This is a genomic window from Ponticaulis koreensis DSM 19734, assembly GCF_000420665.1.
Taxonomy (GTDB): domain Bacteria; phylum Pseudomonadota; class Alphaproteobacteria; order Caulobacterales; family Hyphomonadaceae; genus Ponticaulis; species Ponticaulis koreensis.
This window is the reverse complement of sequence record NZ_ATVJ01000001.1, coordinates 43126-58953: the sequence shown is the minus strand read 5'-3', so window position 1 is coordinate 58953 and position 15828 is coordinate 43126. Positions and strand designations below refer to the sequence as shown.

General features: G+C 56.1%; 16 protein-coding genes and 1 tRNA gene. 10 read left to right on the top strand and 7 right to left on the bottom strand.

Going from position 1 to position 15828, the window contains the following annotated elements; all coding sequences use genetic code 11:
* Positions 1-87: 87 nt before the first annotated feature.
* Genes G523_RS0100315 through G523_RS0100300 form a run of 4 tightly spaced genes read left to right on the top strand, consistent with a single transcriptional unit; the run spans position 88 to position 4119 of the window.
* On the top strand, positions 88-1266 hold the full coding sequence (locus G523_RS0100315; RefSeq protein WP_022693015.1) for an MFS transporter: 1179 nt from the start codon (positions 88-90) through the stop codon (positions 1264-1266).
* Positions 1267-1320: 54 nt separating this feature from the next.
* A complete protein-coding gene (locus tag G523_RS0100310) occupies positions 1321-1509 on the top strand; it encodes a hypothetical protein (RefSeq protein ID WP_022693014.1) in 189 nt (62 codons plus the stop codon).
* A gap of 48 nt (positions 1510-1557) precedes the next feature.
* A complete protein-coding gene (locus tag G523_RS0100305; RefSeq protein ID WP_022693013.1) occupies positions 1558-3480 on the top strand; it encodes an ABC-F family ATP-binding cassette domain-containing protein in 1923 nt (640 codons plus the stop codon).
* A 54-nt stretch (positions 3481-3534) separates the two neighbouring features.
* Positions 3535-4119 carry a hypothetical protein gene (locus tag G523_RS0100300; RefSeq protein WP_022693012.1) on the top strand — a complete coding sequence of 195 codons (585 nt, stop codon included), beginning with the start codon at positions 3535-3537 and terminating at the stop codon, positions 4117-4119.
* Here G523_RS0100300 and G523_RS0100295 read toward each other — a convergent pair.
* Positions 4110-4574 (bottom strand): GNAT family N-acetyltransferase, encoded by a 465-nt coding sequence (locus tag G523_RS0100295; protein ID WP_022693011.1) that lies wholly within the window; start codon positions 4572-4574, stop codon positions 4110-4112. The genes G523_RS0100300 and G523_RS0100295 overlap by 10 nt on opposite strands.
* Positions 4575-4580: 6 nt before the next feature.
* Positions 4581-7586 carry a VIT domain-containing protein gene (locus tag G523_RS0100290; protein WP_022693010.1) on the bottom strand — a complete coding sequence of 1002 codons (3006 nt, stop codon included), beginning with the start codon at positions 7584-7586 and terminating at the stop codon, positions 4581-4583.
* A gap of 184 nt (positions 7587-7770) precedes the next feature.
* Between G523_RS0100290 and G523_RS20760 the strand changes: the two genes are divergently transcribed.
* Positions 7771-7914: a hypothetical protein gene (locus tag G523_RS20760; RefSeq protein ID WP_022693009.1), complete on the top strand. Its 144-nt coding sequence runs from the start codon at positions 7771-7773 to the stop codon at positions 7912-7914.
* Here the strand turns inward: G523_RS20760 and G523_RS0100280 are convergent.
* A complete protein-coding gene (locus G523_RS0100280; RefSeq protein WP_022693008.1) occupies positions 7906-8409 on the bottom strand; it encodes an Lrp/AsnC family transcriptional regulator in 504 nt (167 codons plus the stop codon). The two genes, G523_RS20760 and G523_RS0100280, sit on opposite strands and share 9 nt — an antisense overlap.
* Positions 8410-8806: 397 nt before the next feature.
* Here G523_RS0100280 and G523_RS0100275 point away from each other — a divergent pair.
* From G523_RS0100275 to fcl, 4 genes are all read left to right on the top strand, one after another.
* A tRNA-Met gene (locus G523_RS0100275) sits at positions 8807-8883 on the top strand.
* Between the two features lie 136 nt (positions 8884-9019).
* On the top strand, positions 9020-10003 hold the full coding sequence (gene galE, locus G523_RS0100270; RefSeq protein ID WP_022693007.1) for a UDP-glucose 4-epimerase GalE: 984 nt from the start codon (positions 9020-9022) through the stop codon (positions 10001-10003).
* 248 nt (positions 10004-10251) lie between these two features.
* A complete protein-coding gene (gene gmd, locus G523_RS0100265) occupies positions 10252-11370 on the top strand; it encodes a GDP-mannose 4,6-dehydratase (RefSeq protein ID WP_022693006.1) in 1119 nt (372 codons plus the stop codon).
* 2 nt (positions 11371-11372) lie between these two features.
* Positions 11373-12326, top strand: coding sequence for a GDP-L-fucose synthase (gene fcl / locus G523_RS0100260; protein WP_022693005.1), 954 nt, complete (start codon positions 11373-11375; stop codon positions 12324-12326).
* Between the two features lie 50 nt (positions 12327-12376).
* Here fcl and G523_RS0100255 read toward each other — a convergent pair whose 3' ends face one another.
* The 3 genes from G523_RS0100255 to G523_RS0100245 all read right to left on the bottom strand — a co-directional run bounded on the left by G523_RS0100255 (position 12377) and on the right by G523_RS0100245 (position 14810).
* Positions 12377-12616: a hypothetical protein gene (locus G523_RS0100255; protein WP_022693004.1), complete on the bottom strand. Its 240-nt coding sequence runs from the start codon at positions 12614-12616 to the stop codon at positions 12377-12379.
* Positions 12617-12629: 13 nt separating this feature from the next.
* Positions 12630-14153, bottom strand: a complete 1524-nt coding sequence (locus tag G523_RS17245) for a bifunctional ADP-dependent NAD(P)H-hydrate dehydratase/NAD(P)H-hydrate epimerase (RefSeq protein ID WP_022693003.1) — start codon at positions 14151-14153, stop codon at positions 12630-12632.
* A 72-nt stretch (positions 14154-14225) separates the two neighbouring features.
* A complete protein-coding gene (locus G523_RS0100245) occupies positions 14226-14810 on the bottom strand; it encodes a GNAT family N-acetyltransferase (protein WP_022693002.1) in 585 nt (194 codons plus the stop codon).
* Between the two features lie 128 nt (positions 14811-14938).
* On the opposite strand from G523_RS0100245, the gene G523_RS0100240 reads away from it, so the two are divergent.
* Positions 14939-15178 carry a hypothetical protein gene (locus tag G523_RS0100240; RefSeq protein WP_022693001.1) on the top strand — a complete coding sequence of 80 codons (240 nt, stop codon included), beginning with the start codon at positions 14939-14941 and terminating at the stop codon, positions 15176-15178.
* An 8-nt stretch (positions 15179-15186) separates the two neighbouring features.
* Here the strand turns inward: G523_RS0100240 and eda are convergent, their stop codons facing one another.
* Positions 15187-15825, bottom strand: coding sequence for a bifunctional 4-hydroxy-2-oxoglutarate aldolase/2-dehydro-3-deoxy-phosphogluconate aldolase (eda, locus tag G523_RS0100235; protein ID WP_022693000.1), 639 nt, complete (start codon positions 15823-15825; stop codon positions 15187-15189).
* Positions 15826-15828 lie beyond the last annotated feature (3 nt).

The window sequence follows — 15828 nt, the reverse complement described above, 5'->3', positions numbered from 1 at the left end:
TCTGCCTGCAGATAGTTTGAAAAAGATTTGCAGCCGATTGCATGCGGACTGTTGTCTTTTGCCTCGCGCTGAGCGAATGGCGACACAATGAGCCTCTCTGTTCGCATATTTGTCTGCGGTATTCTTCTTTTCGCATCGCTCGCCGGTTTCATGGCGACCGATCTCGTGCTGCCTGCGGTTCCGGAGCTTCCGGAGATACTGAATGGCACCGCAACGGAGACGCAGTATATTCTCGCGGCGTTTATTGGCGGGCATGCGCTGGGCCTCTTGCTGTTTGGCGCGATTACCTGGCGTTTTCGCAGACCGCACATTCTGATCGTCGCGATGGTCGGGTTTGGCCTGTCCTCCTTTATGGCGACGCAGGTCACCGCCATCTGGCCGCTTGTCATTCTACGCGTGTTTCAGGGCATTTTCGCAGCCGGGTCTACGGTGATTGCGCCAGGCATTATGCGTCAGCTCTTTTCCGAAAAAGGCGCAACCCGCGCGCTGGGTATCTTCTCCAGCCTTGAAGCGCTTGCGCCGGCGATGGGGCCAATCATCGGCTACTGGCTTCTCGACATTGGTGGCTGGACGCTGAGCTTTTATATTCTGACGGTGATTGGCGCTGCCGTTGCGGCGGTTGTGTTCTTTGTCGGGAAATGGATTCCGCGCTCAAATAGCGAGGGCAATCGTGGCAGTTATCTCTCGCTCCTGAAGTCGAAGGTCTATCTGAGGTATTCGCTGTCACAGGCGCTATGCGTTGGCGGGCTGATCGTGCTGGTCTTCAGTGCGCCAGCCATCTTCGTGCGGGCATGGGGCGGAAGCATGACCCATTTCATCATCATGCAATGCGCGGGCGTTGCCTGCTTCATTATCGCGAGCAACTCGACGAGCTATTTCGTCGACCGGTTCGGCGCGGAAAAAGTCATCTGGCTCGGCACATTCATCTCAATGATCGCTGCCCTGCTGATCCTGCTTTATGCGTTGAGTGGCGGGCACGAGCCTTTGGTCGTCGCAGCTTTGTTCGCACCTTTGAACCTGGCACTCGGTATCAGGGGGCCGCCCGGCTTTCTACGTGCGATTATTGCAGGCGGCGGACAGGATGATCGCGCATCGTCTCTATTGGTGCTGGCGCTCTTTGCAGCGGTTGCCGGTGGTACAGCCATTCTGGCGCCTTTCGTTGAGCACGGCATGGTGGAGACAGCCTTCGCAGTCTTCCTGATGGAGCTCGGCGCTGTGGGGCTTCTGGTCTGGCTACCGGGCCTTCCAGACAAGCTCGCAGCGTGATTTGGCCGCGCTCTGGTTTCATGTCAGGGTGGGCGCATAAAACGGGAGTTTGATATGAAGACGATTTCGGCAACACTTCTGGCGCTCATGATGGCAGCCTGCACAACTAATGCAGACGGCTCGCTCGGCTTCATTTCTCAGTCTGACCGCAATCAAGAAGCAGGTGAAGAAGAGCGGGAAGTGCACGAAACCGAACACCATCTGATGGATCGGTTCGAATATCACGACGAAGACCCTGTTTAGCCCGTGCTGAGTGATTGACTTTAATGCGCGGCGTGGCACACCCCGCCCATGCTAACGATCACAGACCTCACCTTCGCTTTTGGTACACGCACCCTGTTCGAGGAGGCGTCCGCACAGCTTGCGAAAGGCTGGAAGGTCGGCCTTGTCGGGCGTAATGGTACAGGCAAGTCGACGCTGCTCGGGCTAATCCGTGAGGCGCACGATCGTGAAGGCAAGGATGAATCCATCCGCTTCAATGAGGGGGCGACGCTCGGTTGGGTCGCTCAGGAGGTTGCGCCGACCGACGAGACCATTCTGGAAGTCGTTTTGAAGGCAGATGCCGAGCGCCATGCGCTGATGACGGAATCTGAAACGGCGACCGATCCGGATCGTATCGGTGAAATCCATGAACGCCTTCTGGACATTGATGCATGGTCGGGTGAGGCGCGCGCCAGCGAAGTTCTGATGGGCCTTGGCTTCACGCCGGAAGATTTGCACCGCGCATCCAAAGAATTCTCCGGTGGCTGGCGGATGCGTGCGGCTATTGCGGGCGTTCTGTTTGCCCAGCCCGACGTGCTGTTGCTCGACGAGCCGACCAACTATCTCGACCTTGAAGGTGCTGCCTGGCTGGAAAACTATCTTCGGGCCTATCCGAATACGGTGATACTCGTTAGCCACGACCGTGAAATGCTGAACGCCTGCGTGACGCACACGCTGGCGCTTGATCATAAAAAACTTGAGCTCACAACCGGCGGCTATGACGACTATCTGCGCATGCGTGCGATCAAATACGCCCAGCTGGAAGCGATGAAGAAGAAGCAGGACGCGGAACGCGCCCACCTTCAGAGCTTTGTCGACCGGTTCCGTGCCAAGGCGTCCAAGGCAACGCAGGCCCAGTCTCGCATCAAAATGATAGAGAAGATGAAGGACATCGCCATTCCGGTTTCGGAGCGGACCGTGCCGTTTCATTTCACGGCGCCGGAAGCCCAGCTTGCGCCGCCTTTGCTGGAGCTACGTGGTGCCAGCTGTGGGTATGGAGAGAATGCGGTCATTCTGACTGAAGTCGATCTGCGTGTAGACCCTGACGACCGTATCGCCATTGTCGGTACGAACGGGCAGGGCAAGACGACGCTTGTTAAAACCATTGCGCAAAAGCTTCAGCTTATGGACGGCGAGCGCAAGGCACCGGGCTCTATCCGTATCGGCTATTTCAGCCAGGATCAGATGGATGAACTCAGCCTCGGTGAGACGGTTTACGACCACGTGCAACGCGCCATGCCGAAAGGCACTCTGCCAGCCAAGGTGCGCGCCAAAGCGGCCCAGCTAGGCTTCTCGGTAGAGAAGGTCGAAACCAAGGTTGAGAAGCTGTCCGGCGGCGAGAAAGTGCGCCTGCTGATGGGCCTGATGGCCATGACTGAGCCGCACATTCTTATCCTCGACGAGCCGACCTCTCACCTTGATATTGATAGCCGCGAAGCGCTGATCTACGCGCTGAACGATTATCGCGGCGCTGTTCTGCTCATCACCCACGATGTTTATCTGGCCGAAGGCACTGCCGACCAGCTCTGGCTGGTAAAGGATGGCAAGGCCCGTGAATATGATGGCGATCTGAACGACTATAAGAAGCTCGTTATGGCGGCCGACCGCGATCAGTCAAAAACCTCCAAAGCGCCTGCACCTAAGGAAGAGGTTATCGTCGAACAGCCAGTTGAGAAGGTCGATAAAGCCGCTCAACGCCAGAAGGCAGCTGATGCACGCAAGGCGGCAGCGCCGCTGAAGAAGAAAGCCGACGCGGCCGAGAAGCGTCTCGAGAAAGCCAATTCACGTGTGGCGGCGATTGATGAAGAACTGGTTCAGCCAAACCTTTCCTCGGAACGAATGAAGGCATTGATGAAAGAGCGCGCTGAGCAAACCGATCTTGCCGAAGCCGCTGAAGCGGAATGGCTGGAAGCCAGTGAAGCCTATGAAGAGGCGATTTCTGTCACAGGCTGACATCTCCCCGAAACGGATGATGTAAGGTTGTATGAATTGCGTTATTCTCGCTGAATGACACGCTATGAATACGCACCCGCCGCGCTCTCCGGAAAGCAAACCGTTCACTGGGATCAGGATGGTTTGCGCATCGATAAAGACGGCAGCAGCAAAATCCTGAGATGGGTTGATCTCAGCTCAGCCCGGTATTGGACATCACGTGTGAAGACCGTCGATTTTTACGGGTTTGACCTGAAAGACGGCAATGGTGACAGCTATGCGCTGAATATCACAGTGCCTATCGGTATGGGCACAGATAACTCTATCCGGACTGGCTATTACGGCATGCTTCGCGGTATTTGCGCCGTGCTGAAAACCGCACGCCCTGATGTGAAGGTCGATTACGGGCAGCCGAAAACCTATGCGTGGATCTATTTTGTGACCGGCGTACTCGCTTTTCTGTTCGCGGCAGTGATGGGGTTTCTGCTTCTGACTGAAGTGCCGGACCGCATGGGCGCAGCCGCAGCACCAGTCGTCATACTGCTATTGTTTGGCGCATTTCTCGCCTGGTCGTTCAGGCCGAGGCGGCCTTCAGTGCAATTCAGTCTGGATGAGATGGCGGCGATCAGCGAACGCTATGCCAATCCGGATCAGAGATAGAGCTTGAAGCCTTCATGAGAGCGGGCAAAGCCGTAACGCTCATAAAAGCGGTGCGCGTCGGGCCTTTGTTTGTTGCTGGTCAGCTGGATGAGATTGCAGCCGCGCTCTTTCGCAATTGAAACCGCCAGATCAACCATCTGCCTGCCAATGCTATGGCCGCGGCAGTCTGGATTGACGTGCACGCTTTCCATTTCCATGCGCCAGCTGCCGCCATTGACCAGCGTCGGGATGAAGATGAGTTGCATGGTGGAGACGACGCCGCGTTCGGCCAGTTCGCCGACGAACAGCATCTGGTTGTCATCGCGTTCTATGGCATCAAATGCGGCGCGATAAGCCGCTTTGGGTGAATTCTCAACGCGGACTTCATCGCCCGGTGCGCCCTTCACGATCAGGTCCAGAATAGCCGGCACATCTTCAAAACGTGCCGGCCGGAATGTCGGTTTCAGTACGGTCATTGAGGTCTAGTCGTCGCCTTCTACGGTGATGGTCGCGACGAGATATTCCGACTGATCGACATCGTCAAACTCAAGCTCGACGCGCTGGACGCGTTCGTCCGGTGTGCCGTAGTTTTGCCAGAGCTCGGCATTGATCGCGACGGCGCCATTCGGGTTCACAACATCCGTTGAAAAATAATCCATCTCCACCGTATAGACGCCCGGAATGGCATTGCGCAGCATGAACTCCTCCGGTCCGTAGCCGTCTGTCATGTCATTGGAAATTCGCCCGCCAATGGCAGACAGATTGTTTCCGTAATAAACACGCTCGCCGCGCGGGTCGGTCACCCAGAGGTCCATGTCGACCTCATCGACATTCCAGCCCACGACGATGCGCAGATCGACCGGCATGTCGCCTTCAAGCGCCTCGCTTGGTAGCTCGCCATTGCCGCCAGCGGTCTGCAGGCGGTCGAGTACGCGGTTCGCCTCCAGCACGGAGATGCCCTCAATACCGTCATAATACCAGCTCCACGGCGAGGAGATGACGTGGTTCAGATGCTCCAGCGCTTCGCTCAGGCGCGCACGTCGTTCGGCTTCGCTGAGGCCGGGCAGATCAGCGCTCGCATCCAGCGCAAGCGCCAGATCACGCCATGGCTGCGGACGAGATGGGTCAATGTCGGTCACGCGGCGGAACAGGTCGACCGCGCGGTCGATATCTCCATAGCGCATCAGGCGTTGGCCGACGGCCGTCAGCGTGCCGTGATTGGATGTTGAAAGCTCAAGAGCTGTCAGCGCGGTCTCAGTTGCACGGCGAATGTCGCCGCACTGTTCGAACAGATCCGCAAATTCGAGGAAATAGCTTGGCAGTGAACCATATTCTGCGCGCTCACGCAGATAGACCTCGTAAAGCTCATCAGCGCACATGCCTTCGGCGGCTTCCAGGTAAGGCCGGTTCGGTGTCCAGCGCTCGATCTCCACAAAAGATGCCGCACCTGATCCGCTTCGTCCCTGATCAAGCTGGGTTGGCTCCGCCAGCGGGTTCGGTGGAGGTGCTGGTGCGGCCGATCCTGTCACCACGATTTCTTCTGACTCCTGCAGTGTTTCGTCAAACACAGGAGACGGAAGGGCCCCGTACAGACGCGGAGGTGGCGGAGGAGGCGGCGGTGGCGGAGGAGGTGGCGGCGGTGGTGGAACCATGTCATCCAGATAAAGGACTTCACGTTCGTATTCAGCGCCGTTGCTGCTGTCGTCTTCCGTGTCGAACTTTGCTTCATACCAGGAGACCTGACGCTGCCAATAATCGACAACATTTTCGATGCGGTCGGCTTGTTCCCGTTCCATGCGATCAATATGCGCATCCAGAAGCACGGTATATCGCTCCTGCTCATCCTTGCTGAAGCTGTCCTCCGGCAGGTTGATGTCGTTGTTCACATAATCTTCGATCGTCTCCAGAACGAGGAGCGAAGTCTCATCTGTGACGACTGAGAATTCCTGGCTCGCATCCACAATATCGGCGCGGCTGGCGCCGGTAGCACGAAGCGTCGTTATCAGCTCGCGTGCCCAGAAAGAGCCAGCGCCGCTGTTTTCCGGGGCGTTAGCAGGTAAGATGGATTGTGAAATGACCCGGCCACCGATCTCGGCGACGACATTGGTTGCGTTTCTGCGGATAGGTGCAAACAGGCGGAACCGGTCGCCATCATCAATCCATTCGGCTTCGTCCATGACGTCCCGGCCATCGACGAGAAAACGCCGGGGCGACATGACGGATTGAGAGAGGCGGGCTTCTGCGCGTTGAGGGCCGATTTCGGCAAGATCGAGATAATGGCCGCCGCCGCGTTCGGCGAGCAGGCTGAGTGCGCCATCATCAGCTTCGGGTGAGGCGCTGACGACGTGAAGCTGACACGGAAGTTGCACATCCGGCATATCTCCGAAAGTGATCCGTCCGTCAGTTACGAGGAAGCAGACGTCTACGCGCGGGCGCTCTGCCTCGGCCGCGAAAATGGCCTGCAGGTCGGTTGCGCCATCAAAGTCGATCTCCGAAACGAAGTGACGTAGCTCTTCTGGTTCAGGACGCATATCGACGCGTCCGCTATCACGCAGGCCGCGTGCAAATGGTACCAGTTCCAGCGAGAAAGGGCGAAGTTCGAAGAACAGATAGGAGAAGAAATCCAGCGCCTGTTCAGAACTGTCCTCATTCGAGAGGGATGTATCCCAGAGCACGCGAACAGAAGCAGGGCTGAACGGTGTGCTGGCGGTTTCTGATGGCAGATCAATCGCAACGAAATGCTGGCCGTTAGAGTGACGGCTGACGCTGACCAGTTCCACGCTTGCCGGCGTGACGAGCAGGTCTCCGTTCAGGGGCAGGTTCTCGGTTGCCAGTAGAGCGCGGTCATTGCGTGCATCCCATTGCGCTTCCAGTTCGCCAGGCATGCTGACATCGGCAAGGGTGATGTCGCCATCGACTGTGATCGTCGCGTTGACGGTATCTTCGCCTGCTTCCAACGGCAGGCGGTATGGCTGGTCGTCACTGACGGGTGTGACGAAGGTCACCGAAATCTGGCGGGTTTGCCCCGGCATGATCGGGAAAACGCGCGTCTCAAAGGCATTCGTGCGACTGACTTCGGCAAGGCCCGGATCGACGCGCTGTCGAATACGCTCATTGAATACCCGTTCAGCCTGGAGTTTCTCGACGATCACGCCGTCGCGGATGGCGCCGTTAATATCGAGGCCATAGCCGGTGAGGATGGCGCCCGCTGGCATGTCGAGCGTGAAATTGCCTTCGAGGGTCTCCTCGCTCGGGTTCATAAACTCGGCAAGAACGGTCGTTTCGGCAAAGCCGCCATTGAGGCTGACATTGACGTTCAGGGTCTGAAGATCGAGCAGGCTCGCTTCCGTGCGCCCCTCGCTGGTGAAGTAGCTGGTGGAGGACAGGACAGGGTTTGGCTCGGCGCCTGCTGACAGCGCGATCAGGCTCGCGCTAAGTGTCAGGCCTGCAAGGCTGGTGGTTCTGATTGGTTTGATAGCTGGCAACATGCGTCGTCCCCGTGACCTTATGCTTTTGTATGTCTGAGCTTTTGCCGCCGATCATGTCGGCTATGAGGCAAGAGCAAGACCAATACAGGAGCCTGCACAGTTTGCGAGTTATGTCTATTCGCTCTGGAATAACGGTTATTGCCTGACCGATATTAAGGGCATTTGCGCCCGCGTTGAACGGGCCGTGGCGGAAAATCCGGATATCAGCGTGATTGTCCAGGCGCACCCGCAGGCGCGAAACCAGCTGGTTATTCACTCAGTGGATCAGTCGCGCAGTGCGGGCGTGCAGAATGTCGGGTTTGCCGTAGACGGTGACGGCTTACTTTGAACCGGAAGCCGGTGCGTCTTCAACGAGCGATAGCGGAACAGCTGTGGTTCGTTTGGAGACACGTACGATGATGCGGGACTGAACATCTGACACCAGGCCGAGTGACAGAAGCTTGTCGCGCAGGAAGTCGTCATAAGCGTGCATGTCGAGCGTCAGAACGCGGATAATGTAGTCCACAGCGCCTGTTACGGTCATGCATTCTACAACTTCTGGCCAGCCTTCAATGGCTTTCTCAAATTGTTCGAGGTTCTCACGGTTCGGGAGCTGAAGTTTGACCGAAGCGACGACTTCGAAGTTCAGCCCCAGTGCATTGCGGTCGAGAACCGTCACGCGGCGTTGGATGACGCCTTGCTCTTCCATCCGTTTGATGCGGCGCCAGCATGGTGAAGAAGAGAGGCCAACCTTTTCAGCGATGTCCGCGACGGACAGGCTCGCATCATTCTGAACCAGTTCAAGAATGTTCTTATCAATTTGATCCAGTTCAACAGACAACATTTTTCCCTCGCCGCTCAAAAACGTCCCTCGCATTGCACTCAATGGTTTTTTTGATGCGCTTTATGCAAGTCTTTTTCTAAAAAACGGTATAAACAGAAAGAAACTGCCTTTGGCAAGTGCTGATTTGCTCTGAATTGTGCAGAATTGGATGATCTGTATGCAGAATGGCAGAATTCTGTCCATATGGGGCAGGATTTGCTCATTTTATACGAAATGTTGCATAAACGTCACCTTGTGAGGGCGCCGCTTTCGCTAATCTGACCGGGTGCGATTACGCAATTTGTCACCGCAATGTCAGCCGTCGTAATTGTGGCCCTGAAAATGGCGAGAAAACTTGCATTCTATGCTTGTCGGATGGGAATTGCCCGCGTATATAGCGGCGCTCATTCATCGGTTTGGTTCGGTAGCTCAGCTGGTTAGAGCGCGCGACTCATAATCGCGAGGTCGGGAGTTCAAGTCTCCCCCGAACCACCATCTCTTCTTGAAAACTGACAATGATTGCTGCCATCACATTGGTATTGAAGGCATTTCGGGTCTGGCCTGACTACGGAAATATCGTAAGAGTGCTCTAATAATCTGAAACTGGAAGATCCCCGAAGGGGCCTAAAGTATGTCGCAAACCGTTCTGGTGGCTGGTGGAGCCGGATATATCGGATCTCATGCCTGTCTTGCTCTGAAACAGGCGGGCTATACCCCAGTGGTGTTCGACAACTTTTCCAATGGTCACAAAGCCTTTGTGCAATGGGGCCCTTGCGTAGAAGGCGATATCCGTAGCCGCGTCGATCTCGATGCGGCTTTCGATACCTACAATCCAATTGGTGTGATGCATTTCGCGGGTCTGATCGAAGTCGGTGAATCGATGAAGGACCCGCTGTCGTTTCATGAGAATAATGTATCGGGAGCGATCAATCTGATCGCGGCGGCGAAAGATGCCGGCGTTCAGGCCTTTGTGTTTTCATCCACCTGCGCGACTTATGGTGAGCCCCATGATGTGCCAATGGATGAAACGCACGTTCAAAAGCCACTTAATCCTTATGGGCGGTCCAAGCTTATCATCGAGCAAGTGCTGAACGACCTACGTGAGCTGTCCGGTTTTCCTTCTGTGGCGCTTAGGTTTTTCAACGCAGCCGGTGCTGATCCTGAAGCACGCATTGGTGAATGGCATGAGCCCGAGACCCATATCATTCCGCTAGCGTTCGATACGGCGCTCGGTTTGAGGAACGGATTTCAGATAAACGGGGCGGATTATGAGACCCGTGACGGGACGTGCGTGCGCGACTATATACATGTCTGCGATATCGCAGCCGCACATGTGAAGGCGCTGAACTATTTGCTTGGCGGTGCGAAGGGTGGGGCGTTCAACCTCGGCACGGGCGACGGGACAACCATTAAAGAGTTGCTGGACGGAATTCATAAAGTGACAGGGCGACCGTTTCCCGTGACAGAAGGGCCGCGTCGCAGCGGCGATAGCGCCATGCTGGTTGCGGACAATACTAAAGCATTTGAGGTGCTTGGCTGGAGGCCGGAGTACAGCCTTGAGAATATCGTGGCTGATGCGTGGCGATGGCATAAAACTTTGCGCCAGAGCAACTGATTTATATTTTATCTGCGTGATCGGGCACATCCGGCTTTGAAAGTTAAATGAAAGCTAGTGCGAAATTTTTGTGCGCCTGCAGAATATACCCAAACTCAGAGGAAATTTTTGGGTTTGTCAGCTTGTTTCTTGCCCGAATTTGTGCAGGTTTGCCCTTGTCGAAAGGGGTGGACTTTCCCGCCTGTGGTTTGCGTTTAGCACTCTGAGTATTCGGGACATTTCGGCGCTGAGTATCGATTGGGGATTACATGAAAAAAGCATTGATTACCGGGATTACTGGCCAGGACGGCTCGTATCTGGCTGAGTTCCTGTTGGAAAAAGGATATGAGGTACACGGTATCAAGCGTCGTTCGTCGCTGTTTAATACCGCTCGTATTGATCACCTTTACGAAGATCCTCACGCGCCAGCACCAAAAATGAAGCTGCATTATGGCGATCTGGCCGATGCACTGAACCTGACACGCCTGATCCGAGATATCGAGCCTGACGAGATTTATAATCTTGGCGCTCAGTCACACGTCGCGGTCAGCTTTGAAGCCCCTGAATATACAGCGGACGTTGATGCGATCGGTACACTGCGTATTCTCGAGGCACTGCGTTTCCTCGGCATGGAAAAGACATGCCGTTTCTATCAGGCATCTACCTCCGAGCTGTATGGCCTCGTGCAAGAGATTCCGCAGAAAGAGACGACACCTTTCTATCCGCGTTCACCTTACGCCGTTGCTAAGCAGTACGCTTACTGGATCGCCGTAAATTACCGTGAATCTTACGACATGTATGCGTGTAACGGGATCCTGTTTAACCACGAGTCTCCGCGCCGCGGTGAGACTTTTGTGACGCGTAAGATTACACGTGGTCTTGCAAACGTTGCGCTCGGCCTCGAGCCGTGTTTGCACATGGGTAACATCGACGCTCTGCGCGACTGGGGGCATGCGAAAGACTATGTCCGCATGCAGTGGATGATGCTTCAGCAGGATGCGCCGGAAGACTTCGTCATCGCGACAGGTGTTCAGTATTCTGTTCGCGAGTTCATCACATGGTCGGCAAATGAACTCGGCATTTCAATCGAATTCACCGGTGAAGGGGTCGACGAGATCGCAACTGTAACGGCTGTTGATGGCGACAAAGCACCGGCTGTGAAGGTTGGTGATGTGATTATGCGCATCGACCCACGCTATTTCCGTCCTGCTGAAGTCGAGACGCTGCTTGGCGATCCGACAAAAGCTAAAGAGAAGCTCGGATGGGTTCCGGAAATCACAGCGCAAGAAATGTGCGCTGAAATGGTTGCAGAAGACTACAAGGCGTCTCAGCGTACTATACTGCTGAAAAAGCACGGTCTGGATCTTCCGGTCAGCCTGGAAAACTGATCATGAGTTTTGACCTTAAGGGTAAGAAAATTTTCGTGTCCGGCCATCGCGGTATGGTCGGCTCGGCGACTGTGCGTCGACTGGAGCAGGAAGAAGGCGTAGAGATTCTGACCGCATCACGTGCGGACATGGATCTCACCCGTCAGGACGAAGTCGAAAAATGGATGGCGGCGAACAAGCCGGACGTCGTGTTCGTCACGGCTGCCAAAGTTGGCGGCATTCTCGCAAACGACACCTATCCGGCGCAGTTCATCTACGAAAACCTGATGATCGAGGCAAACCTTATTCATTCGGCCTACAAGAATGACGTCGAGAAACTCGTCTATCTCGGATCATCGTGCATTTATCCGAAAATGGCGCCTCAGCCGATCCCGGAAGATGCTCTGCTGACAGGTCCGCTCGAGCCGACGAACGAGTGGTATGCGATTGCGAAAATTGCCGGCATCAAGCTCTGTCAGGCGTATCGCAAAGAGTATGGCTGCGATTATATCTCCGGCATGCCGACGAACCTGTTCGGCCCGAATGACAATTTCGATCTGAAGAACAGCCACGTTCTGCCAGCGATCATCCGCAAAGTGTATGACGCTAAGCAAAGCGGCCAGAAGAGCATCGAAATCTGGGGTACAGGCAGTGCCAAGCGTGAATTCCTTCACGTGGATGACTGCGCGGATGCGATGATCTTCCTTCTGAAGAACTTTTCTGGTGCGGATCACATCAATATCGGTTCGGGCGAAGATCTCTCCATTCTGGAGCTCACCAAGCTGATCATGGATGTGGTTGGTTATGAAGGCGAGATTGTTCACGATCTTTCCAAGCCTGACGGTACGCCGCGTAAACTGATGCAGGTTGACCGCCTTAAAGGCCTTGGCTGGGAGCCGAAATACTCTCTGCGTGCCGGTGTCGAGAACGCCTATCAATGGTTCCTCGATAACCGTGAAAGTATTCGCGGCCTCTAGGCGCAATTCAAAACAAGAACAGAAAAACCTGGCTCATTGGCCAGGTTTTTTTATTGGCTGGAAATCCAGATAACGGCGCCTGCAGCCCATATCAGACAGGCAATGAACGCCGTGCCCCAGTATTTACGCTGCATGAGATACGCATAACGGCCGTCAAAGAGCGGCTTGATACGCGTCCGACGCCAATGGCCCGTGAGTAGCGCTCGCAAGACGAAATAAAGCGGGATGAGCAGCGCGAGCGGCAGAAACGCGAAGAAGTATTCGCTATCTGGTGCCAGTCCGCGCCGCATCTATCAGCCTGCGTTATTCGTCGTCTGACATAGACCAGTCATGGCTGTCTTCTTCCAGAACTTCGGCGAGGCCTGATTCCAGATCGTCAGCGATGAGGTAAGGTCCGCAGCGATTGCCCGCTTCACCATGAAGCCAGACGCCGGCGCACGCCGCTTCGAAGGCGGGCATGCCCTGTGCCATCAGGCCGGTGATAATGCCGGTCAGTACGTCGCCGGAACCCGCTGTTGCGAGCCATGGCGGCGCATTTGAATTGATTGCAGCGCGTCCGCCCGGCTCAGCGATGATCGTGTCCGATCCCTTCAGTACGACTACGCCGCCTGAGAGTGCTGCAGCTTCACGGGCCGCATCCAGACGGTTGCTATCTTGTGGGATCGCACCGAACAGACGCTTGAACTCGCCGACATGAGGCGTGAGCACACATGTGCGATCACGATGCTTCAGCCAGTCAAACAAGGCTGGAGGATCATCTGAAAACAGCGTGAAGACATCTGCGTCCAACGTCAGGGCTGGCGGGCAGGAGAGGGCGATATCGACCAGCTTGCGTGCCTCGGCATCCGTGCCAAGCGCCGGACCGATAGCAGCGGCAGAGACGCGAACGTCAGACAATAGCTCTTTCAGTTCCTGCGGCGTGGATGCAGGCTTCAGCATGACGGATGTCACATGCGCGGCATGGACCATGAGCGCGTCCGGTGAGCCGACTAGCGAGACAAGGCCAGCGCCTGTACGAAGGGCATTCACGGCTGAGAGTCGTGATGCGCCAGTTGAAAGCGCCCCGCCGGAGACGACCATGGCATGGCCGCGCGTGTATTTGTTGACGTTCTCACAATAGCCCGGCCAGTGCGCCTGCCAGAGACCCGGTGCGTTTTCGTAAGAGGTCACGCCAAGCTTCTCCAGCGTCTCGTCACTAATGCCGATGTCGGCGACGGTAATACTGCCGCAATGGGCCTTGCCAGGGTTCAGAAGATGGCCCGGCTTCTTTCGGAAGAAGGTGACGGTCTCATCGGCGTGTACGCTGTCGCGGCCCACGCGGCCCGTTGCGCCGCACACACCGCTTGGCAGATCAACAGAGAGGATCGGCGCGCCGGAATGGTTCATCGCAATAATGTAAGCCGCAGCGGTGCCTTCAGCCGGCCTGTCCAGTCCTGCGCCAAATACGGAATCAATCAGCAGATCGGCCTCTTTGAGGTCAGCAGGATGAAGCGCGATGGTCTCACCGCGCCACTGGCGAAAAGCGAGGGCGGCATCGCCTTTCAGATCATCCGGAGAGCCCAGCGTAGAGAGGCGCACAGTGCGCCCCGCCTGACGCAGAAGTTCGGCAACGACAAATCCGTCGCCGCCATTGTTTCCCGGGCCACAAAGCACATGGATTGTTTCAGCATCCGGATAGGCCGTGAGAACGCGGTCGAAAATGGCACGACCGGCGCGCTCCATAAGTTCGATGCCGGGCGTGCCGGCTTCAATGGTCATCTGGTCTGCATGCCCCATCTGGGCAGGCGACAACAGGGCGTTTAGCAGGGGCGAATGTCGGTTCATCATGTCAGCGTATCCTCCACAGAGCAGCTTGCAAGGCTGCGGGTGGGGCGCTGCGCTTATTCCTGTGAATTCCGACTAAAGCTCGTGTAGCCAGAATGTCAGGTTTTTCTCTGTTTGCGCCTGGTCGCCCCGGTCCTTCCATTTGAACGCACACACAAGGTCGTTCCGTCGTTCATATCCGCGACTTTGCCAGAATGCATCCAGTGGTCGATAATCGTCTGGTTTTAGCGGATGTGCGTCCGGTCTCTGAACTGCACAGAAGGCTGTTTTGTCGGCGCCCCATGCCCAGGCAGCGGCCTCGCGGATATCAAAGAAAGCATGTCCGACACCGTGCCCACGATACTCCGGCAGCAGAACAGACTCTCCGAAATAGAAGATTTTGCTTGTATCGATGCCCGCCTTGTCGAACGGGGCGCGGAAATCGGTATGGGTGTCTTTGAAGGGTTCGGCCGTGGTCGCGCCGACGACTTGTCCCTCATGTTCGGCAAGGCCGACGCAGGCAAATTCCGATTGGGCAAAATGCTTCAGATAGACCTCTTCTTCTTCCATTGTGCCGTCATAGAGGTAGGGCCATTCATGGAAGACAGTCAGGCGCAGGCGCGCAATATGCGGGATCGCCGGAATGATCTCGTCCGGCCCCTTTAGAGTTCTGATTTCCATAAGGTCTCCTCAGGTCTGCCTTCAAGAAATCAAACTGTGTTTTCAGATACAAGTAGCCCTGCGTCAGATCGGCCTCTCGCATGTGAGCGGCCGACACGGCATGATGTAAGCTGAAACGGAGCTTATCCATGCCGCTACTCAAGCACTCGGCGCTCGCGCTTATCGTATCATTCGGCCTGTCAGTCTTTTTCTGGCTGGCGCTTGGCGTGTTCAATCTTCAGGGCTTCTGGGCCGTATCGATTGGCTGCGCCTTTCTGGGCGTGGTGTTCGGTCTGATCTTCTTTCGCCGCATCTGGGTAACGGGCGCGGCGACAGCGATGATCCGGATTCTGGTGTTTCTGGTCGTCTCGACCGGAACAGGGATGTAGCCGGTCGCCTAAGCCAGCGCGTCGCGTGAGGCCTGCGTGAGCGCGGTGATCTCATCCCATTTGCCAGCCTCGATGAGATCGTTCGGAACGATCCATGAGCCGCCAACAGCGATGACGTTCGGCAGTGAGAGATAGCCGGGCGCATTCTTCGGGCTGACCCCGCCTGTCGGCATGAACCGGATATCCGGCAGAGGCGCGGCGATGGACTTAAGAAACGGCGCGCCGCCAGCGGCTTCAGCCGGGAAGAACTTCTGCACGGCAAAGCCTTCATCACGCAGCTTCAGCGCTTCAGAGACTGTTGCGGCGCCCGGGAAGACGGCGCCATCATAGGCTTTGAGTGCCGTGCGTAACTCTTCTGTCGTGCCCGGAGTGACGAGGAATTCGGCGCCAGCTTTTGCCGCAGCATCGACATCAGACGGGCGCGTGATCGTGCCCGCGCCGACAAACGCTTCAAGTTTTGCATCCGCCATCTGCTTGATCGCCTCAAGCGCGCAGTCTGTGCGCAGCGTGACTTCCAGAACATCGGCGCCACCGGCAATTAGCGCGTTTGCCAGAGGCAGCGCCTGATCAAGGCTTTTAATCGTGATAACCGGAATGATCCGGCAGGTGCGCATGCGCTCGATTGTAGCGGGGCTGATGGTCGTCATGGG